General features: G+C 73.9%; 21 protein-coding genes and 3 tRNA genes. 7 read left to right on the top strand and 17 right to left on the bottom strand.

The window, feature by feature from the left end:
* Nucleotides 1-15 precede the first annotated feature (15 nt).
* Together JOE43_RS07530 and JOE43_RS07525 are read right to left on the bottom strand one after the other, a co-directional pair.
* Nucleotides 16-1170, bottom strand: a complete 1155-nt coding sequence (locus JOE43_RS07530) for a Gfo/Idh/MocA family protein (protein WP_209516566.1) — start codon at nt 1168-1170, stop codon at nt 16-18.
* Nucleotides 1167-1904, bottom strand: coding sequence for a sugar phosphate isomerase/epimerase (locus JOE43_RS07525; RefSeq protein ID WP_307803280.1), 738 nt, complete (start codon nt 1902-1904; stop codon nt 1167-1169). The genes JOE43_RS07530 and JOE43_RS07525 overlap by 4 nt, the downstream gene beginning before the upstream one ends.
* Before the next feature lie 174 nt (nt 1905-2078).
* Here JOE43_RS07525 and JOE43_RS07520 point away from each other — a divergent pair, with 174 nt between their 5' ends.
* The 3 genes from JOE43_RS07520 to JOE43_RS07510 all read left to right on the top strand — a co-directional run bounded on the left by JOE43_RS07520 (nt 2079) and on the right by JOE43_RS07510 (nt 5211).
* On the top strand, nt 2079-3269 hold the full coding sequence (locus tag JOE43_RS07520; RefSeq protein WP_209516559.1) for an ROK family transcriptional regulator: 1191 nt from the start codon (nt 2079-2081) through the stop codon (nt 3267-3269).
* Between the two features lie 88 nt (nt 3270-3357).
* Nucleotides 3358-4062: a YqaJ viral recombinase family protein gene (locus JOE43_RS07515; protein ID WP_235491144.1), complete on the top strand. Its 705-nt coding sequence runs from the start codon at nt 3358-3360 to the stop codon at nt 4060-4062.
* Between the two features lie 183 nt (nt 4063-4245).
* Entirely contained in the window at nt 4246-5211 is a 966-nt protein-coding gene (locus JOE43_RS07510; RefSeq protein ID WP_374072907.1) for an NADP-dependent oxidoreductase, read from the top strand.
* Between the two features lie 32 nt (nt 5212-5243).
* On the opposite strand, the gene JOE43_RS07505 is transcribed toward JOE43_RS07510, so the two are convergent.
* The 6 genes from JOE43_RS07505 to JOE43_RS07480 all read right to left on the bottom strand — a co-directional run bounded on the left by JOE43_RS07505 (nt 5244) and on the right by JOE43_RS07480 (nt 8986).
* The gene (locus JOE43_RS07505; RefSeq protein ID WP_209516556.1) at nt 5244-5780 is read right to left on the bottom strand and encodes an N-acetyltransferase; all 537 of its coding nucleotides are present in this window, start codon (nt 5778-5780) and stop codon (nt 5244-5246) included.
* A 136-nt stretch (nt 5781-5916) separates the two neighbouring features.
* Nucleotides 5917-6606 carry a 50S ribosomal protein L1 gene (gene rplA / locus JOE43_RS07500; RefSeq protein ID WP_043592944.1) on the bottom strand — a complete coding sequence of 230 codons (690 nt, stop codon included), beginning with the start codon at nt 6604-6606 and terminating at the stop codon, nt 5917-5919.
* Nucleotides 6607-6706: 100 nt separating this feature from the next.
* Nucleotides 6707-7138 carry a 50S ribosomal protein L11 gene (gene rplK / locus JOE43_RS07495; RefSeq protein WP_056053026.1) on the bottom strand — a complete coding sequence of 144 codons (432 nt, stop codon included), beginning with the start codon at nt 7136-7138 and terminating at the stop codon, nt 6707-6709.
* Between the two features lie 178 nt (nt 7139-7316).
* Nucleotides 7317-8408 carry a transcription termination/antitermination protein NusG gene (nusG, locus tag JOE43_RS07490; protein WP_209516553.1) on the bottom strand — a complete coding sequence of 364 codons (1092 nt, stop codon included), beginning with the start codon at nt 8406-8408 and terminating at the stop codon, nt 7317-7319.
* Between the two features lie 87 nt (nt 8409-8495).
* Nucleotides 8496-8777 (bottom strand): preprotein translocase subunit SecE, encoded by a 282-nt coding sequence (gene secE / locus JOE43_RS07485; RefSeq protein WP_209516550.1) that lies wholly within the window; start codon nt 8775-8777, stop codon nt 8496-8498.
* Between the two features lie 136 nt (nt 8778-8913).
* Nucleotides 8914-8986 (bottom strand) — tRNA-Trp (locus JOE43_RS07480).
* Nucleotides 8987-9141: 155 nt separating this feature from the next.
* On the opposite strand from JOE43_RS07480, the gene JOE43_RS07475 reads away from it, so the two are divergent.
* Nucleotides 9142-10344 (top strand): pyridoxal phosphate-dependent aminotransferase, encoded by a 1203-nt coding sequence (locus JOE43_RS07475; protein ID WP_209516547.1) that lies wholly within the window; start codon nt 9142-9144, stop codon nt 10342-10344.
* 68 nt (nt 10345-10412) lie between these two features.
* On the opposite strand, the gene JOE43_RS07470 is transcribed toward JOE43_RS07475, so the two are convergent.
* Genes JOE43_RS07470 through JOE43_RS07460 form a run of 3 tightly spaced genes read right to left on the bottom strand, consistent with a single transcriptional unit; the run spans nt 10413 to nt 12378 of the window.
* Nucleotides 10413-11504 (bottom strand): UDP-N-acetylmuramate dehydrogenase, encoded by a 1092-nt coding sequence (locus tag JOE43_RS07470; protein ID WP_209516544.1) that lies wholly within the window; start codon nt 11502-11504, stop codon nt 10413-10415.
* Nucleotides 11501-11932, bottom strand: a complete 432-nt coding sequence (locus JOE43_RS07465; RefSeq protein WP_209516541.1) for a MaoC/PaaZ C-terminal domain-containing protein — start codon at nt 11930-11932, stop codon at nt 11501-11503. Before JOE43_RS07465 ends, JOE43_RS07470 begins: the two co-directional genes overlap by 4 nt.
* Nucleotides 11929-12378, bottom strand: a complete 450-nt coding sequence (locus tag JOE43_RS07460) for a MaoC family dehydratase N-terminal domain-containing protein (protein WP_185231778.1) — start codon at nt 12376-12378, stop codon at nt 11929-11931. The genes JOE43_RS07465 and JOE43_RS07460 overlap by 4 nt, the downstream gene beginning before the upstream one ends.
* A 278-nt stretch (nt 12379-12656) precedes the next feature.
* On the opposite strand from JOE43_RS07460, the gene JOE43_RS15610 reads away from it, so the two are divergent.
* Nucleotides 12657-12866 (top strand): DUF3072 domain-containing protein, encoded by a 210-nt coding sequence (locus JOE43_RS15610; protein WP_056055668.1) that lies wholly within the window; start codon nt 12657-12659, stop codon nt 12864-12866.
* A gap of 108 nt (nt 12867-12974) precedes the next feature.
* Nucleotides 12975-13820, top strand: coding sequence for a UbiA family prenyltransferase (locus JOE43_RS07450; RefSeq protein WP_209516536.1), 846 nt, complete (start codon nt 12975-12977; stop codon nt 13818-13820).
* An 85-nt stretch (nt 13821-13905) separates the two neighbouring features.
* On the opposite strand, the gene JOE43_RS07445 is transcribed toward JOE43_RS07450, so the two are convergent.
* The 5 genes from JOE43_RS07445 to JOE43_RS07425 all read right to left on the bottom strand — a co-directional run bounded on the left by JOE43_RS07445 (nt 13906) and on the right by JOE43_RS07425 (nt 17446).
* Nucleotides 13906-15066 (bottom strand): NAD(P)/FAD-dependent oxidoreductase, encoded by a 1161-nt coding sequence (locus JOE43_RS07445; protein ID WP_209516534.1) that lies wholly within the window; start codon nt 15064-15066, stop codon nt 13906-13908.
* Nucleotides 15063-15824, bottom strand: a complete 762-nt coding sequence (locus tag JOE43_RS07440; RefSeq protein WP_307803279.1) for a methyltransferase domain-containing protein — start codon at nt 15822-15824, stop codon at nt 15063-15065. The genes JOE43_RS07445 and JOE43_RS07440 overlap by 4 nt, the downstream gene beginning before the upstream one ends.
* Nucleotides 15821-17086, bottom strand: coding sequence for a type III polyketide synthase (locus tag JOE43_RS07435; RefSeq protein WP_209516531.1), 1266 nt, complete (start codon nt 17084-17086; stop codon nt 15821-15823). The genes JOE43_RS07440 and JOE43_RS07435 overlap by 4 nt, the downstream gene beginning before the upstream one ends.
* A 180-nt stretch (nt 17087-17266) precedes the next feature.
* Nucleotides 17267-17340, bottom strand: a tRNA-Met gene (locus JOE43_RS07430).
* A gap of 31 nt (nt 17341-17371) precedes the next feature.
* A tRNA-Thr gene (locus tag JOE43_RS07425) sits at nt 17372-17446 on the bottom strand.
* 125 nt (nt 17447-17571) lie between these two features.
* Here JOE43_RS07425 and JOE43_RS07420 point away from each other — a divergent pair.
* Complete coding sequence (locus JOE43_RS07420; protein WP_209516528.1) at nt 17572-18171, top strand: 2'-5' RNA ligase family protein; 600 nt, start codon at nt 17572-17574, stop codon at nt 18169-18171.
* Here the strand turns inward: JOE43_RS07420 and JOE43_RS07415 are convergent.
* Complete coding sequence (locus JOE43_RS07415) at nt 18168-19100, bottom strand: aldo/keto reductase (RefSeq protein WP_167258476.1); 933 nt, start codon at nt 19098-19100, stop codon at nt 18168-18170. The genes JOE43_RS07420 and JOE43_RS07415 overlap by 4 nt on opposite strands.
* Nucleotides 19101-19203 lie beyond the last annotated feature (103 nt).

Below are 19203 nucleotides of genomic sequence, written 5' to 3'. Positions count from 1 at the left end.
CCGGCCCGTCGACGACTAGCTGAGGGTGGCGACCGACGGGTCCCAGTCCTCGGGCAGCTCGGGCGTCGGGTCGAGCGACGACGCCACGACGACGCTCTCGTCGCGCTCCGCCGACTCGGCGAGCGAGACCATGACGTCGAGCACGTGGAACGCGAGCTCGCCGGGCACCCGCTCCCGGCGGCCGCCGCGGATCGCCTGGGCGAGCTCGGCGACGCCGGTGCCCCGGGTGAAGGTCGACCCCGACGCCGGCACGACGGTCGGCTCGTCGCCGCCCGTGTGCACCAGCGTGTCGCCGTCGAACATGTTCGGGTCGGGGAACACCGCGGTGCCCTCCGTGCCGGCGATCTCGACGAAGCCGGCACGGGCGAGCTTCGAGTCGAAGCTGAAGACCGCCTGCGCGCTGGCGCCGCTCTCGAACTGGAGCAGCGCGCTGACGTGCGTCGGCACCTCCACCGGGAACTCCGTCCCCGCCTTGGGGCCGGAGCCGATCACGCGGGTCTCGCGGGCCTTCGACGCCGTCGCGGTGACCTTGGCCACGGGGCCGAAGACCTGCACGAGGGTCGTGAGGTAGTACGGGCCGACGTCGAACATCGGGCCGGCGCCGTGCGCGAAGAGGAACTCCGGGCTCGGGTGCCACGACTCGGGGCCGGGCACCTGGAAGAGCGCGAGGCCGGTCAGCGGGGCGCCGATGTCGCCCTGGCGCACGACGCGGAGCGCCGTCTGCAGGCCGGCGCCGAGGAAGGTGTCGGGCGCGACGGCCACCCGGACCCCCGCCTCCTGCGCGGCCGCGAGCAGTCGCTGCCCGCTCTCGCGGTCGAGCGCGTAGGGCTTCTCGCCCCAGACGTGCTTGCCGGCGGCGACGGCGGCGAGGGCGACCTCGACGTGGGCGGCCGGGATGGTCAGGTTGACGACGATCTCGACGTCGTCGTGGGCGAGCAGCTCGGCGACCGAGCCGCTGCCGGGCACGCCCCACTTCTCGGCCTGGGCCGCGGCGCGCGCCTCGTCGATGTCGGCGATGAACAGCACCCGGAGGTCGGGGAACTGCGTGAGGTTGCCGAGGTACTGGTCGCTGATCACGCCGGCGCCGACGACGCCGACGCCGACCGGCCCCGTGCGCGGGGCTCCGGACGAGGAGGCGGTGGCCCGGTCGGCCGTGGTGGTGTCGGTCATGCGCGGACTCCCTGGAGGTACTCGAAGCTGTCGGCGAGGGCGGTGAAGACGTCGCCCGCGTGGTCGTCGAGCTCGACGACGGCGAGGGCCTGGGGCGCCGCGCGCAGGATGTCGCGGACGGGCATGCTGCCGCGGCCGACGGCGACCTGCTCGGAGTCGTCCTTCGTCAGGGGGCCGTCCTTGACGTGGAGGAACTGGACCTGGTCGCCGAGGCGGGCGAGGAGCTCGGCCGCGCCGACGCCCCCGACCTCGACCCAGTAGGTGTCGATCTCGAGCACGACGGTCGGGGGCAGGGCCGCGGCGAGGACCTCGAGGGCGGGCGTGCCGTCGATCGTGTTCTCCAGCTCGAAGGCGTGGTTGTGGTAGCCGACCGTGAGCCCGTGCTCGGCGGCCTGCTCGGCGATGCGGCCCAGGTCGGCCGCGACCGACTCGACGTCCTCGCGGGTGATCCAGCGGGTCTCGTCGACGTGCGGGTCGATGACCGTGGAGACGCCCAGGCGCACGGCCGCCGCGAAGATCGGCTCGAGGTCCTGGCCGACGAGCTTGGCGTGGGCGCTCGGCGCGGTGAGCCCGGCCGCCGGCAGCGCCTCGGCGTACTCGTCGACGCGCTCGACGAAGCCCCAGGGCTCGACCTGCGTGAAGCCGATGTCGGCGAGGCGGCGGAGGGTGCCGGGCAGGTCGGCCGCGATGGCGTCCCTCACCGTGTAGAGCTGGACCGAGATCGGTGATGTCACCTGGGAGACTCCTCTTCGAGTAGGTGGATGCGGGTGGTCCACCCCCCGACGGGGGTCGATCACCGCTGATCGAGACCGACGATAGGACCACTTCTGTCGGAGCGCAAGCAAAAGTCGACGAATCATCGCCACCCTTGTCTCGAGCGTCGTCGGGGCCTGTGCTTTACTGCCTTCATGTCCGACACGACGCGGCCGTCCGCCCTCGGCAGCACGGGAGCCAGCGAGCTCTTCCAGCTGCTGCGCGACGGCAGGCCGCGCACCCGGGCAGAGCTCGCGGCGATGACCGGCCTCGCCCGGTCGACGATCGGGCTCCGCCTCGACGCGCTGAGCGCCCTGGGTCTCGTCGGCCCCTTCGCCGACGCCGTCTCGACCGGCGGTCGCCCGCCCTCGCGCGTCGCGATGATCCCGTCGGCCCGCGTCGTGCTGGGCGCCGACTTCGGCGCCGGCCACCTCACGACCGCCCTCACCGACCTGATGGGCGAGGTGCTGCTCAGCCGCCACGTCGAGCTCGCCATCGCCGACGGGCCGGAGGCCGTGCTCACGACCATGGTCGCCGAGGCGGACGCCCTCCTCGACGACCTCGGCCGCAGCCGCGCCGACCTGATCGGCGTCGGCATCGGCCTGCCCGGCCCCGTGCAGTTCAGCACCGGTCGCCCGGTCAACCCGCCGATCATGCCCGGCTGGGACGGGTTCGACGTGCCCGGCTGGGTGCGGCGCCACCTCGACGTGCCCGTGCTCGTCGACAACGACGTCAACATCATGGCCCTCGGCGAGCGGAGCCACGCCTTCGCCGGCACCGACCACTTCCTCTTCGTCAAGGTCGCCACGGGCATCGGCTCGGGCATCATCTCGAGCGGGCGCCTGCAGCGCGGCGCCCAGGGCATCGCCGGCGACATCGGCCACGTGCAGATCCCCCGGGGCGCGGGCATCCCGTGCCACTGCGGCAACGTCGGCTGCCTGGAGGCCGTCGCCTCCGGCCCCGCCATCGCCGCGTCGCTGCGCCGCGGCGGCCGCGACGTGCCGGGCGGCAAGGAGGTCATCGACCTCGTGCGCGCCGGCGACCTCGACGCGATCATGGCCGTCCGTCAGGCCGGCCGCGACCTCGGCGAGGTGCTGACGGCGTGCGTCAACCTGATCAACCCGTCGGTGATCGCCATCGGAGGCTCGATGGCCCAGGCCGGCGAGCACCTGATCGCCGGGGTCCGCGAGGTCGTCTACTCGCGCTCGATGCCCCTCGCCACCGAGCACCTGAGCATCGTGCAGTCGCGGGCCGGCGACCGCGCCGCGATCATCGGGGCGAGCATGCTCGCCATCCACCACGCGCTCTCCCCCGCCGCCATCGACGAGCTGGCCGCCGCCGTCTAGGCCGGGCGCCCCGTCTCCCCGGCACGACGTCGAGACACGAGGAGGCGCGGTGTCGCGCCCGCCGCCTCTCCGGTGAGAGCATGGAGGCATGTCGATCGTCCAGCCCATGCTCTCCCTGTGGGACGACGAGCCGACCCCGCCCGCGCCTCCGGCACGGCCCGCCCACGAGCAGCGCGTGCTCGCCGACTCGAGCGACCGGATCGCGTGGCTCCGGGCCCGGAGCCGCGGCATCACCGCGACCGACGTCGCGCGGCTCTCGAGCCCGCGGGCCGTCCAGGCCGTGGTGCTCGACAAGCTCTACGGCAACGGCTTCGGCGGCAACGCCTACACCGACCACGGCCGGGCCCGCGAGCCCGAGATCGCGCGCTGGGTGCTCGCGGAGCACCGCATCGCGCCGAGCTCGAAGCTCTTCCACGCCGCCGACCGACCGCGGCACCTCGCCACCCCCGACGGCGTGGCCGTCCGGGCCGACGGCGCGGTGGAGCTCTGCGAGATCAAGACGACGAAGAAGGCGTGGACGAGCATCCCCCGCTCGTACCTCCGCCAGGTGTTCTGGCAGCAGTACGTGCTCGGGGCCGAGCGCACGCTCGTCGTCTGGGAGCAGCACGTGGACTTCGTGCCGCTCGACGCCGTGCCGATGTGCCGGTGGGTCGACCGAGACGACGACGAGATCCACCGCCTCGTCGGCCTCGCCGACACCGTGCTCGACACCCTGGCGCGCCAGGCTCCGGTCGACCCGTTCGCCCCGGGCGTGCGGGCCTACGAGCCGCCGCCCTACGACCCGCTGCGTTGACCCGCTCGCGCTGACCGGTTGCGCTGACCGGCTGCGGTCCCCCGCTGCCGTGCCCCTCGACCGCGGCGAGGTTTTCCGCCCCCGTGACGCGGCCGAAACACGACCGACCCATCCGCCCTGTCTGATGGGTCGTGCAGGGAGCCTGCTCGTCACCGAGCGCTCCGCGACGACAGGGAGGGTGCGATGACGCACACGACGATGCGGGCCATGGTCATCGAGCGGACGGGCGGGCCCGAGCAGCTCGTCGCGGCGGAGGTGCCCGTGCCGACGCGGGTCGGCTCGGAGGTGCTGGTGCGGGTGCTCGCCGCCGGGGTCAACCGGGTGGACGCGGAGGCGCGGGCCGGCCTGGGCGACAGCGCGGGCGTCCCGGTGTTCCCGGCCGTGCTCGGGCACGACTTCAGCGGCGTCGTCGTCGAGGTGCCGTACGCGGCGCACGCGCTCCACGTGGGCGACGCCGTCTACGGCATGGCGCCCTTCCCCCGCGCGGGCGGCAGCTACGCCGAGTACGTCAGCGTGCCGTCGTCGTCCGTCGCGCGGAAGCCCGCGACGCTCTCGCACGTCGAGGCCGCGGGCGTGCCGCTGGCCGCCCTCACCGCCTGGGGCATGGTGGTCGACGTCGCCAAGGCCCACGAGGGCCAGCGCATCCTCGTGCACGCGGGGGCCGGGGGCGTGGGCCACTTCGCCGTCCAGATCGCCGCCTACTTCGGGGCGCACGTCGTCGCGACCGGCTCGCAGCGCAACGCGGGCTGGCTCCGCGAGCTCGGGGCCGCCGAGGTCGTCGACTACGACGCCGTCGACCTCGAGCGGACGGTGCGCGACGTCGACGTCGTGGTCACCCTCGTGGACGACGTCGCGGTGGCCGAGGCCAGCCTGCGCGTGCTGCGGCCCGGCGGCGTCGTCGTGCACGCGCCCACCGCCTCCTACGCCGGGGCCTCCGTCGCGGCCGAGGCCGCCGGCGTCCGGACCACCGGCTTCGCCGTGAGCCCCGACGCCGCCACGCTCTCGGTGATCGCCCGGCTGCTCGACTCGGGCGACCTGCGCGTCTACGTCGACGACGTCTACGACCTCGACGAGGCGGCCGACGCCCACACCCGGCTGGAGCGCTGCCACACGCGCGGCAAGCTCGTCCTCCGCGTCGCCGACGAGTGACGTCTCGTCAGGCGGGGCCGATGCGCGGGAGCCTAGAGGCGACGCTCGAGCACGAAGTCGGCCTGCGGGTCGTCGCCGAGGGCGAAGGTGCGGGTGCCGACGCGCTCCAGGCCGTGCTTGGCGTAGAAGCGCAGTGCGCGGTCGTTCTGCTGGTTGACGCCGAGCCACACCGAGGAGGCGCCCGTCGCGCCGGCCGCGTCGATGGTCGCGGCCATCAGGGTCGAGGCCGCACCCGTCCCGTGCCCCTGGGGCATGACGTAGAACTTGCTCAGCTCCACCGTCGGCCGGGACGCCACGGCGGCGGCGACATCAGGGTCCACCGGATCGCCCGTGACCAGCATGCTGTAGCCCAGAGCACCGGACTTCGTCGTATCGACGGCGAGCAGGACGATGCGCGACTCGTCGGCCAGGTACCGGGAGAACGCCTCCTCCGACAGGGTCGTCGTCACGATGCGCGCGATGTCCGTCAGCGACGAGCCGGGCGGGCAGGCCAGGGGGAAGGTCACCGCCGCCACCTCGGCGAGCAGGGCGGAGTCGGCGGGCGTGGCGGGGCGGACGATGACGGTCATCTGCCCATGGTGCCGCACCCGCGCCTCCTGCCCTGACCAGGGATGCCCCGGCACGTGACGACGGGCACGACGAAGGCCGCCCCACTCGAGAGTGGGACGGCCTTCGGGCGACTGCGCGCTTTCGGGTCGGTGAGACCTAGAAGACGTTGATGTCGAGGGGGATGCCGGGACCGAAGGTCGTCGACAGCGTGCCCTTGGTGATGTAGCGGCCCTTGGAGGAGGACGGCTTCAGACGGACGACCTCTTCGAGGGCGGCGTCGAGGTTGGTGTTCAGCTGCTCTTCCGAGAAGCCGGCCTTGCCGATGACGAAGTGCACGTTGCTGTGCTTGTCGACACGGAACTCGATCTTTCCGCCCTTGATGTCGTTGACGGCCTGGGCGACGTTGGGGGTCACGGTGCCGGTCTTCGGGTTGGGCATGAGGCCGCGGGGGCCGAGCACCTTTCCGAGACGGCCGACCTTGCCCATGAGCTCAGGGGTCGAGACGGCCGAGTCGAACGACGTGTAGCCGCCGGCGACCTTCTCGATGAGCTCGTCGCCGCCGACCTCGTCGGCACCGGCCGCGATGGCGGCCTCAGCGGCGGCACCCGTCGCGAAGACGATGACGCGGGCGGTCTTGCCCGTGCCGTGCGGGAGGATGACGGTGCCGCGCACCATCTGGTCGGCCTTGCGGGGGTCGACGCCGAGCTTGAGCGCGACCTCGACGGTCGAGTCGAACTTCTTCGAGCCGGTCTCGCGGGCGACGGCGACGGCCTCGCTGGTGCTGTAGAACTTGCCTGCCTCGATCTTCTCGGCAGCGGCGCGGTACGCCTTGGACTTCTGAGCCATGTTGGACCTCTTCGTACTGGGGACGTGGTAGCGAGCCTGGCCGGCTCTCCCACTGGTGTCTGGGTCGTGCAGGCGGGTCGCCTGCACGGAGGGGTGCTGCTTAGGCGTCGACCGTGATGCCCATGGAACGGGCGGTGCCGGCGATGATCTTCGCCGCGGCGTCGATGTCGTTGGCGTTCAGGTCGGCCTGCTTCGTCGTGGCGATCTCGCGGACCTGCTCCATGGTCAGCGTGCCGACCTTGGCGGTGTGCGGGGTCGAGGAGCCCTTGGCGACGCCGGCGGCCTTCTTGATGAGCTCGGCGGCGGGCGGGGTCTTCAGGACGAACGTGAACGAGCGGTCTTCGTAGACCGTGATCTCGACCGGCACGACGTTGCCACGCTGCGACTCGGTCGCGGCGTTGTAGGCCTTGCAGAACTCCATGATGTTCACGCCGTGCTGACCCAGGGCCGGGCCGATGGGCGGGGCGGGGTTCGCGGCGCCGGCGTTGATCTGAAGCTTGATCAGACCCGTGACCTTCTTTTTCGGTGCCATTGTTCTTTTCCTTCTTCTGGGGTTCGAGCCGACGGCGGCTGCCGCTGGCTCTCCCGGTGGCCCGTGGGGACGGACTCCGGTGAGGTGTCAAGACTGGGGGGAGGTGCGGACGAGGCCGGCACTCGACACAGCGTACTGGACGAGGGCGTGGATCACACCCCCGACGGGCGACGCGGTGCTAGAGCTTCGTGACCTGGTCGAAGCTGAGCTCGACCGGGGTCTCGCGCTCGAAGAGCGAGACGAGCACGGTGAGCTTGCCGCTCTCGGGCTTGATCTCGTTGATCGTGCCGGGGAGGCCCGCGAACGAGCCCTCCTTGATCGTGATCGTCTCGCCGATCTCGAAGTCGACCTCGGCGGGGATGACGCGCTGGGTCTGCTTGCCGCCCTTGGCGCCGCCCTTCGAGGCGGGGGCCGCCTCCTGGACCTGGACGAGGCTCTTCAGCATGTTGAAGGCCTCCTCGAAGCGGAGGGGCGTCGGGTTGTGGGCGTTGCCCACGAAGCCGGTGACGCCGGGGGTGTGGCGGACGACCGACCAGGAGTCCTCGTTGAGGTCCATGCGGACGAGCACGTAGCCGGGGATCCGCACACGGGTGACCAGCTTGCGCTGCCCGTTCTTGATCTCGACGACGTCCTCCATCGGGACCTCGACCTGGTAGATGTAGTCCTCCATGGTCATGGAGACCATGCGGTTCTCGATGTTCTGCTTCACGCGGCGCTCGAAGCCCGCGTAGCTGTGGATGACGTACCACTTGCCGGGCTTGCCGCGCAGGTCGTAGCGGAAGGCCTCGTACGGGTCGACCTCGGCCTCCTCGTCGACCTCCTCCGACTCGACGTCGACGGCGACGTCGTCGAACGCGGCCTCGGCGTCGGCGTCCTGGACGGACTGCTCGGCCTCGGCGATGACGGCGTTCGCCCCGCTGGCGTCGCCCTCGGCGGCCAGCTCCTCCGCCTCGGTGTCGGCCTCGTCGTCGGTCGCCTCGACGGCGGCCTCCGCCTCGGCGGCGTCGTCGATGTCGAGCGCGTCGTCGACGACGGCGTCGGCCTCGGGGTCGGACGCCTCGGCCAGGGTGTCGAGCAGCTCGTCGAGGTCGCCCGAGTCGTCGGTGCCTTCGTCGCCCTCGTCGACGATCGAGATCGCGCTCTCCTCCGCCGAGCCCGCGTCGCCGTCGGTGTCGACGTCGAGGACGTCGCCCTCCTGGGTCTCGCCGACCTCCGAGGACTGCTCGGCGGCGGGGGCCAGGTCGATGTCGTCGCGCTCGTTCTCAGGCAAGGGTTCTTCTTCCGTTCGTGGGGTGTCGGGCTGGCGGGCCGCCGCGGCGGCCGCGCGGCGCGGTCGAGGGGACCGCGCGGTGTCGTGTCAGCTGCCGGTCGGGCCGTTGCCGAAGACGTACCCGACGGCGAGGCCGAAGAGGGAGTCGAGGCCGGTGACCAGGGCCATCATGATGACGACGAAGACGAGCACGACGCCCGTGTAGCTGAAGAGCTCCTTGCGGGTCGGGGTGACGACCTTCTTCAGCTCACCGATCACCTGGCGGATGAACAGCGCGATGCGCGCGAAGGGGCTGCGCCGGACGGCGACGTCGTTCTTCGCCTTCTCGACGACGTCCTCACTGGGGACGTCGAGGTCTTTTCTCGCCACTGTCTGGGTACCTTCCGAGCTCGGCCCGCGGGGCCTGGTGTCCGATGGACGGACAGTCGTCCGGGGACCGGACGGTCGTCCGGTGTCCCGGGCCGCCGCTCTGACTAGTGTCGGTCGCGACGACCCGGCCGGGCTGCAGGGCGGACAGGACTCGAACCTGCAACCTGCGGTTTTGGAGACCGCTGCTCTACCAATTGAGCCACCGCCCTTCGGGCTGACGATCAGGGCCCGGCGACACCGTGAGGCGCGCAGGAACTCCGCGCTCGTCGGCGCCTCGGCAAGTGTAGGCGAACCCCGACCCCGGTGCAAAGCGGAGGGGCGGAGGCCCTGCCGCCCCCGGGGCCGCCGCGGCTAGGCTGGCCCCGTGACCACGCCAGCGCGCCGCCTCTCGTCCCGCATCGCCTCCATCGCCCCGTCCGCGACCCTCGCGGTCGACGCCAAGGCCAAGGCCCTGCTGGCCGAGGGTCGGCCGATCATCAGCTACGGCCCGGGCGAGCCCAACTTCCCGACCCCCGACCACATCGTCGAGGCGGCCGTCGCGGCAGCCCGCGACCCGCGCAACCACCGGTACACCGCCGGCGCCGGCCTCCCCGAGCTGCGCGAGGCGATCGTCGAGAAGACCCTCCGCGACAGCGGCACCGAGGTCTCCGCCAGCCAGGTCGTCGTCACCAACGGCGGCAAGCAGGCCGTCTACCAGGCCTTCGCCGCGCTCCTCGACGAGGGCGACGAGGTCCTCCTCCCCTCGCCGTACTGGACCACCTACCCCGAGGCCGTGAAGCTCGCGGGCGGCGTCACCGTCGAGGTCTTCGCCGGCGCCGACCAGCAGTACAAGGTCACGGTCGACCAGCTCGAGGCCGCCCGGACGAGCCGGACGAAGGTCGTCCTGTTCTGCTCCCCCTCCAACCCGACGGGGTCCGTGTACACGCCCGACGAGGTGGCCGCCATCGGCCGCTGGGCCGTCGAGGCCGGCGTCTGGGTCATCAGTGACGAGATCTACCAGGACCTCACCTACGACGGCGTCGAGGCCGTCTCGATCACCGCCGCCGTGCCCGAGGTCGCCGACCAGACGATCCTCGTCAACGGCGTCGCGAAGACCTACGCCATGACCGGCTGGCGGGTGGGCTGGATGGTCGGGCCCGCCGACGTGATCGCCGGGGCGTCGAACCTCCAGTCGCACCTGACCTCGAACGTCTCCAACGTCTCCCAGCGCGCGGCCCTCGCGGCCCTGACGGGCCCGCAGGACGACGTCGAGGCCATGCGCCTCGCCTTCGACGCCCGCCGGGCCGTCATCGTCCGCGAGCTGAACGCCGTCGACGGCATCGTCACCCCGACGCCGCAGGGCGCCTTCTACGTCTACCCCGACGTGCGGGGCCTCCTCGGCCGCGAGTGGGCCGGCAGCACCCCGACGACGTCGCTCGAGCTCGCCGACCTCATCCTCGAGCACGCCGACGTGGCCACGGTGCCCGGCGAGGCCTTCGGCCCGAGCGGCTACCTCCGACTGTCGTACGCGCTCGGCGACGACCAGCTCCTGGAGGGCGTCCGGCGCCTCCAGCGCCTGTTCTCCTAAGCGGGCCGGGGCCGGGGCCGGGGCCGGGTCGGTCGGCTCCGGCCCGCGCGGGCCTCGGCCGGGGCGCCCTAGAGCGAGAGCCCGAGCAGCACGGGCTCGGGGTGCAGCACGACCCCGAACTCGGCCGAGACGCGCTGCTGCACGAAGCGCGCCAGCTCCGCGACGTCCGCCGCGGTGGCGCTCCCCCGGTTCGTCAGGGCGAGGGTGTGCTTCGACGAGATCGCCGCGCCGGAGCCCGGCAGCCGGAACCCCCGACCGATCCCGGCCTGCTCGATCAGCCACGCGGCGCTGAGCTTCACCAGGCCCGACGACGGAGGGGGCGGCGGTGCGGGCGCGTCGCCCAGGGGGACGACCCGCGCCTCCGGCTCCGGGTCGACGGGCCAGCGCGGCGCCGCCGACGGCAGCGCCGCGGCGACCTGACGTGGAACGATCGGGTTCGTGAAGAACGACCCGCACGAGGTCGCGTCGGCGTCGGCGGGGTCGAGCACCATGCCCTTGGAGGCGCGGAGGGCCAGCACGCTCGCCCGCACGTCGGCGACCGGCACCCGGTCGCCCAGCCCCACGCCGAGCGCGGTCGCCAGCTGCGGGTACGAGACCTGGGCGCTCGTGCCGCCGTCGTCGACGAGGGCGAACTCGACCGCGGTCACGACGCCGCGTCGGCCCCGCTTGAACACGCTCGTGCGGTAGCCGAGCCCGAGGTTCGCGGCCGGGACGCGGACGAACTCGCCCGTCTCGGCGTCGAGGAAGTCGACCGAGACGAGCGTCTGCGCGACCTCCTGGCCGTAGGCCCCGATGTTCTGGATCGGCGAGGCGCCCGTCGAGCCCGGGATGCCGCTGAGGGCCTCGAAGCCCGACCAGCCCTGGTCGACGGTGTGGGCGACGAGGTCCTCCCACGGCTCGCCCGCCGCGACGCGGAGGCGCACGTGGCCGTCGACGTCGTCGAGGCGCTCGACGCCCCGGGTGGCGACCCGGAGCACGGTGCCGTCGAAGCCCTCGTCGGCGGCCAGGGTGTTCGAGCCGCCGCCGAGCACGAACCAGTCGTCGCCGTCGGCCGTGACCTCCCGGGCGAGCTCGAGGAGCTCGTCGGTCGTGGCGGCCTCGACGAGCCGCGTCGGCTCGCCGCCGACGCGCATCGTGGTCAGGTCGGCGAGGTCGGTCACGCCAGCGTCACCACGACCTGCGCCTTGCCGAGCACGGTCTGGCCCGCGGCCGACACCCGGAGGTCGATGCGCGCGGTGCCGGCCTCGGGGTCCAGCGCGCCGACCGTGGCCGTGACGGTGATCTCGGCCCCGTCGGCGGGGTCGACGACGACGGGTCGCGTGAAGCGCACCTGGTAGTCGCTGACCCAGCCCAGCACGCCGGCGTCGTCGCCCGCGCCGTCGAGCCACTCCACGACGGGCTGGACGGCGGTGCCCATCGTCAGCATGCCGTGGGCGAGCACGCCCGGCAGCCCGACCGACTCCGCGACGTCGTCGCGGTAGTGGATGGGGTTGAAGTCGCCGGAGGCGCCGGCGTAGCGGACGAGGGAGTCGCGCGAGACCGCGTAGGACTTCTCGGCGACCACGAGGCCGACCTCGAGGGCGCTCACGCGTCGTCCCCCCGGACCACGAGGGTGGAGACGGCGGTCACGACGTGCGCGCCGGTCTGGTCGACCATGGCGGACGACGCCGTGACCATCGCGTTGCCGCCGAGGGTCTTGACGCCGGTCACCGTGAGGGTGGCCGTGAGCTCGTCGCCGGCGACGACCGGTCGCGAGTAGCTGAAGCGCTGCTCGCCGTGCACCACACGGGAGAAGTCGATGCCGGCGCCCGGCTCGGCCAGCAGCTGCGCGAGCGTGGCCTCCTGCACGACGACGGGGAAGGTGGGCGGGGCGACGAGGTCGGCGTGGCCGGCGGCGCGGGCCGCCTCGACGTCGAGCGAGAGCGGGCTCGTGGACGCGGTGGCGCGCGCGAACTCGCGCACCTTCTCACGGCCGACGAGGTACGGGGCGGTCGGCGGGAAGACCCGCCCTCGGAGCTCGGGGTTCACTGGCACCCGTCGAGTCTAGCCAGGGGCGACGTCGGGGACGGGCGGGGGCCCTCGGTCCCGGGAGGGCGGAGCCCCTCCGTCCGGGGAGCGCGGGGGCCTTCCGTCCAGGGAGCGCGGGGGCCTTTGTCGGAGGGGCGGCGTACGTTCTCCCCATGAGCGACGCCAACATCGATCCCGACATCACGCCCGTCGATCCCGCGGCCCCCGAGGCCGACGAGAACGCTGCCTCCGGCCCCGCCGAGGGCTCCGACCAGTCGCAGGGCACCCCGCCCGCCGGCGCCACCCTGGGCGGCGAGCGCCCCGACTCCTCCAACACCGCCTCGAAGGACCCTGAGCAGTGGGTGACCGGTGACGAGCCGATCACCGGCCCGCAGGCGAGCTACCTCGACACGCTGGCCCGCGAGGCCGGCGAGGAGCTCCCGGCCGACATGACGAAGGCCGAGGCCAGCGAGAACATCGACCGCCTGCAGCAGAAGACCGGTCGCGGGGCCTGATCCCCGTCGGGTGACCCCGGGCCCGTGGGGCCGGGGTCACCCCCGCCAGCCCGCCCCCCGGCCCCGACCGTCGGGCCGAGCGGCCCGACCTCTGCCAGGCTGGGTCCGATGTCGACAGTCTCCGCGCTGGTGCGCAGCACCCACCCCGGCCCCACGGCGACCGTCACGCTCCTCAGCCTCGTGCTCGGCCTGGCCGTCTCGCTCGAGGCGGCTCCCCTCGTCGTGGTCACCGTCGCCGTGCTGGCGGGCCAGGTCTCGATCGGGCTCTCCAACGACCTCGTCGACCTCGACCGTGACCGCAGCGTCGGCCGGGCCGACAAGCCCGTCGCGCTGGGCCAGGTCTCCCCCGGCGTGGTCGGCGCAGCCGCGGTCGCGTCCCTCGTCGTCGGGGTCGCCGCCCCGTTCCTCCTCTCGGTGCCCGCGGGGCTCGCTCACCTCGTGCTCGTCGCCTCCGGCTGGGCCTACAACCTGGGGCTGAAGCGCACCGTCGCCTCTGTCGCCCCGTTCGTGGTGAGCTTCGGGCTGCTGCCCGCGGTGGTGACCCTCGCGCTCACGCCTCCCGCGCCTCCCGCGGCCTGGGCCCTCGGGGTCGGGGCCGTCTTCGGCGTCGCCATCCACTTCACCAACGTGCTGCCCGACCTCGGCGACGACGCGGCCACCGGCGTGGCCGGCCTGCCGCACCGCCTCGGCCGCCTGCCCGCCGGGGTGGTCGCCTTCGCCGCCCTCGCGGTCGCGGCCTGCCTCACCCTCGCGGGCCAGCTCGGCAGCGGCGCCACGGTCGTCGGCCCCGTCGTGGCCGTGCTCGGCTTCGTCGTCGTGATCGGGATCGCCGTCGCGGGCACGGTCGTCGTGGTGCGGGGCGGCGACACGCGCCTGCTGTTCCGGCTGATCATCGTGGCCGCCCTCGTGCTCGTCGGGCAGCTCGCCCTGAGCGGCGCGGCGATCGTCGCCTGAGCCGTGCAGCTCCGGCCCCCGACCCGGAACCGGCACGGCCACGGTCCCGGCCCGGCCTCGGCGCCGGACGGGCGCCCGTGACCGATCAGGCGAAGCGCATCGCGTAGGTGTCGGCGAGGAGGCGCGAGGCCGGCGACCGGAGGGCGACCGTGAGCCCCGCGCGACGCGCGGCCAGGGCGGCGGGGCCCGCCGGACGGCCGAGCGCCATGTTGAGCTCGGCCTGGCGGGCGGCCCGGAGGGCGGCTCGACGCCGGGACGCCTCGACGGCGCGGAAGGCGCCCGGGTCGTGTCGACGACCGCCCGCGGTCCGGAGCGCCCGCGAGAGCACGGGGGCCCAGGCCACGGCGTCGAGCCAGCCGAGGTTCATGCCCTGCCCGCCGATGGGGCTGATCTCGTGGGCGGCGTCGCCGATCAGCAGGACGCGCCCGACCGCGGTGCGCGCAGCCAGCCGCCGCTGCACCGAGAACGCGCTGAGCATGGTCGACGAGGCGGCGTCGACGCGGAGGCCCGTGCGGCGCCGGACGAGGTCGGCGACCTCGTCGACGTCGGGGCCGGCGGGCCCGCCCTCGGGCAGCGACACCACGAAGCGGCGCACGCCCCCCGGGAGCGGGAACGACTCGACCACGCCGTCGCCCTCGACGTTCACGACGGCGTCGGCACCGTCGCCGGTCTCGTCGGCGAAGTCGCCCATCACGAAGCGGTCGCGGTAGCGGCGGACGGGCGCGTCGACGTGCAGCAGGTCACGGACGCCGCTCCGCGAGCCGTCCGCGGCGACGACGAAGCGCGCGGCGAGCTCGACCGGCCCCGACGGCCCCTCGCCGGTCAGCACGACCCGTTCGCCCTCCTCGACGAGGCCGGTGAGGCTCACGCCCCGGCGCAGCGCCCCGGGGGCCAGCACCTCGAGACGGGCGCGCAGCACGGCCTCGGTGCGGTGCTGGGGCACGGCGGCGACGAAGGGCCAGCGCGCTCCCGGCCGGCGGTCGAAGTCGACGGTGCCGAGCGTCCGGCCGGCGCTCCGGGCGACGCCGCGGCGGATCCGCACCGCCGACTCCACCAGCTCCTCGGCGGCGCCGACGGCGGCCAGGGCGTCGAGCGAGGGCGGGTGGACGCCGATCGCGCGCGAGAGCTGCGGCTCGTCGGTGCGGCGCTCCCAGACGGCGACGTCGAGGCCGAGGTGCGCGAAGAGGGCCGCGGCGTGCACCCCGACGGGGCCGCCGCCGACGACCACGACGTCGTGCGTGATCACGAGGCGACCTCCGCGGCCGCCCGACCCGCGACTCCCCCCGGCTCCGAGGAGGCGCGGAGCGGCTCCCAGGTCAGCCAGACGCGCATCGGCGGCCGGGCCAGCACGCGCCAGCGCGGCGGCGCCACGGCGCGGAGCTCGTCGACGCGCCAGCTGCGGCGGATCGAGCGGAGGCCGTCGACCCGGACGAACGACGACCCCGCCAGCGGCAGGGTCCCGACCGCGTAGGCGGCGTAGGCCGCCCGCGAGCGTCGGATGTCGCTGTGCAGGGCGAGCCGTCGGGCCAGCCGCTCGCTGTCGGAGAGGACGGCCGTGCGGGCGGCGTCGTCGAGGTGGTGCAGGACGTGGTTCGACACGACGACGTCGAAGGTCTCGCCCGCCGCCACCAGGTCGGCGCTCGAGGCCCGCCGGTAGTCGACCCCGCGTCGGGGCCGGGCCGACGCGAAGGCGTGGGCCCGCTCGTCGGGGTCGACCGCCGTGACGTGCAGCGCGAGCCCGTCACGCTCGGCCCACCGCGCCAGCGCCCTCGCGAGGTCGCCGCCGCCCGAGCCGAGGTCGAGCAGGGTGGTCGGGGCGCCAGCCGAGGCCACGAGGGGCCGGAGGCGCTCCGTCCAGGCCCGCCGCCAGCCTGCCACGAGCCCGTTCACGAGCGGGAAGACCGCGTAGGTGCGCCGCAGCGCCGCGAGGTCGCAGTCGGGGTCGTCCATGAGCTCGGCGAGGTGCTCCGCCCGCCCGCGCAGGTCGGGTAGGAGCAGCGTCACGCCGCGACCCGGCGCGTCAGCAGGCTCGTCTCGACGGTGAGGCCGGGGCCGAAGGCCATGGCGCAGACGCGCTCCCGGACAGGCGCGACGTCGGCGGCGCCGGCCGGAGCGGCGGCGCTCACGTCGACGAGCGCCCCGTCGCGCGCCCCGTCGGGCACGGCGTCGGACACGGCGTCGGGCACCAGGTGCTCGCGCAGGATGAACAGCACCGTCGCGCTCGACATGTTGCCCCGCGTCCGCAGCACCTCGCGCGACGGCGCCATCTGCGGGTCGCTGAGGCCGAGCCGCTGCTGCACGCGGTCCAGGATGCTCCGCCCGCCCGGGTGCACCGCCCAGCGCGTCACGTCGCCGACGCCCACGCCCTCCGCGGCGAGCAGCGGCACGAGGGCGTCGTCGATGTTCTCCTCGACGATGTGCGGCACGTAGCTGCTGAGGACCATGTCGAAGCCCTGGTCGCCGATGCTCCAGGCCATGTCGTCCTCCCCCACCGGGGTCAGCACGGTCTCGAGCACGTCGAGGTCGAGCACCGTCTCGCCGGTGGGAGCCGGGCGCGCCGTCACGACCGCGGCCGCCGCGCCGTCGGCGAAGACGGAGGAGGCGATGATCGCGTCGGGGTCGTCGCTGCTGCGCAGGTGGAGGGTGCAGAGCTCGGCACAGACGACGAGGACGACGGCGTCCGGGTCGGCTAGGCACGTGTCGCGGGCCGACCGCAGGGCCGGGAACGCTCCGTAGCAGCCCATGAAGCCGATGTGCAGCCGTCGCGTCGTCGCGGGCAGGCCGAGGCGGCGCACCAGCAGGTAGTCGGGGCCGGGCGCGAAGAAGCCGGTGCACGAGACGGTCACGACGTGGGTGACGTCGGCCGCGGTGATCCCCGCGGCGCCGGCCAGCGCCTCCTCGGCGGCCCGGGCGAAGAGGTCGGGGCTCTCGGCCACGTAGACGTCGTTGCGCGTCCCCGTCGTCGGGCGGAGGATGCGACCCTCGGCCCGGTCGTAGAACGTGGGAGTCGCGGCGTCGTCGTCGGGACCGCCGTCAGCCGAGAGCGGGGCCGCGTCGGGCGCCCCGCCCGCGCCGGTGGGCTCGGCGCCGAGCTCGGCGATGACGGTGTGCCGGGTGTCGATGGCGGCACCGTCGAAGACGGCCCCGATGAGCCGCGGAGCGAGCCTGCCGAGGCCGGGCTGCGACCGGAAGACGTCGCGGATGTGGGGCTGGTCGATGACGGTCGGGGGCAGGGCTGTTCCGATGCTTCGGATGCTCACGGGCATGCGTCATGGTATGCCCGGGGCCCCGAGCGTCGGCCCGGGCGGGCGCAGGGCTTGCCGTCGGAGGCGCGACTGTGCAGAGGGCCGACGGAGCTCGCGGCACCTGCCGACACGAGGAGACGGTCTCGAGGTGACGCCGCCGAGGTGGGGCGGCGGAGGATGACCTCTCGAGAAGAACTGCGGTAGCGAGGGCGGGACTCGAACCCGCGACACCACGATTATGAGCCGTGTGCTCTAACCAACTGAGCTACCCCGCCGCAAGCTGTCGCCACGGTGGGCGTAACCAGCTGGAGCCCCGAGTCAGGTTTGAACTGACGACCCCTTCCTTACCATGGAAGTGCTCTACCACTGAGCTATCGGGGCGTGAGACCGGGCCGCAGACGAGCTGCTGCCGATCGGCACCTGACGACTTTAGCAGAACACGGGAGCTCTCGTGCACACCGTGACGACACCGTCCGGGTGTCGGCGGTCGAGGCCAGGATCGGGTCATGCACAGCCTCGAGGTCCTGCTCGATCCCGCCGCCGACGCCGCCGTGCGCGCCGAGTGGGCCCTGCTCTCCGCGGCGGGACTGCCGTCGCTCGGCGAGCACACGGGCGAGACCAACGCCCCGCACGTGACGCTGCTCGCCCGGCCCGCCCTCGACGACGAGGCCGACGCCGCGCTCCGCGAGCTGGCGGCCGCGACCCTCCCGCTGCCCGTCGAGCTGGGCGCTCCCCTGGTCTTCGGCACCGGGCGGCGGGGGCTCGTCCTGGTGCGGTCCGTCGTGCCGACCGACCGCCTCCTCGGGCTGCACCGCGCCGTCCACGACCTGGTCGGGCCCGGCCGGGGCAGCGACGAGACCGTCGAGCACACCCGGCCCGACGCGTGGACGCCGCACGTCGCCCTGGCCCGACGCCTCACCCCGGCCGGGGTGGCGACCGCGCTGGAGGCGCTGGCCGACGGTGCGTCGGCACGCGAGACGGCCACCGTCGAGGAGGCACGGGTCGGCGGCGACCCCGCCCGCGACTCCTCGACGACCTTGCTGGCCGCGATGCGCCGCTGGGACAGCGACCGCAGGGCCGTGGTCGCGCTGGGCCCCGCCCGCTAGTCGAGCGGGGTGGAGACGAGCTCGAGGCTCGCGAGGTCGTCGGCCGTGAGCTCGACGTCGGCGGACTCGAGCAGGCCCTCCAGCTGGATCACCGTGCGGGCGCTGGCGAGCGCGCCGATGACGTTCTGGCGGCTGGCGAGCCAGGCGATGGCCACGGCTCCGGGCTGGACGCCCTGGCGCTCGGCGATCTCGACGAGCACCTCGACGGTGCCCTGGTTCTGCGGGGTGACGTAGCTCATCGCCCGGCCGCCCCGGGGCGAGTCGCCGCGGCCGGCGTCGCCGCGGTACTTGCCGGTCAGGAACCCGCTCGCGAGCGAGGAGTGCGGCAGGACGGCCAGGCCGAAGTGGTCGACGATCGGGGCGACGTCCGATTCGTAGTCGCCGCGACGCACGAGGTTGTAGGCGGCCTGGACGGCGGCGAACGGGTGGAGCCCGTCGCGGTCGGCGATGGCGAGCGCCTGGCGGAGGCGCGCGCCGGTGTAGTTCGAGGCGGCGGGCCAGCGGATCTTGCCCTCGTCGACGAGCTCGCTGAGCGCCCCGACGGTCTCCTCCAGGGGGGTCTCGTCGTCGTCGAAGTGCGTCGCGTAGAGGTCGATGTGGTCCGTGCGCAGCCGGAGCAGCGACGCCTCGACCGCCCGGCGGATGCTGGCCCGGCCGAGACCGGGGGCGTCGGGGTGCTGGCCGCACTTGGTGCTGATGACGACCTTCTCGCGGTTGCCGGGGCGCGCCAGCCAGCGGCCGATGATCGCCTCCGACTCGCCGCCGGAGTTGCCGGGCAGCCACGCCGAGTAGACGTCGGCCGTGTCGATCACGCGCCCGCCGTCGCCCGCGAAGACGTCGAGCACCTCGAGCGCGGTGGGGGCCCCGACCGTCCAGCCGAACACGTTGGTGCCGAGGGCGAGGGGGAAGCCGTCGCCGTCGGGGAACACGGCGTCGGCGACGGGGGTGGTCGAGGCGTCCAGGAGCGCTCCGTTCGGGGTCGTGAGGTGTGGTCAACGGTACTGGATGGGGGCCTCCGAGCCTGCCGTATCG

The organism is Frigoribacterium sp. PvP121 (genome assembly GCF_017833115.1).
Lineage (GTDB): Bacteria > Actinomycetota > Actinomycetes > Actinomycetales > Microbacteriaceae > Frigoribacterium > Frigoribacterium endophyticum.
The sequence above is the reverse complement of the archived record's forward strand: the minus strand, read 5'-3'. Positions and strand labels throughout refer to the sequence as shown.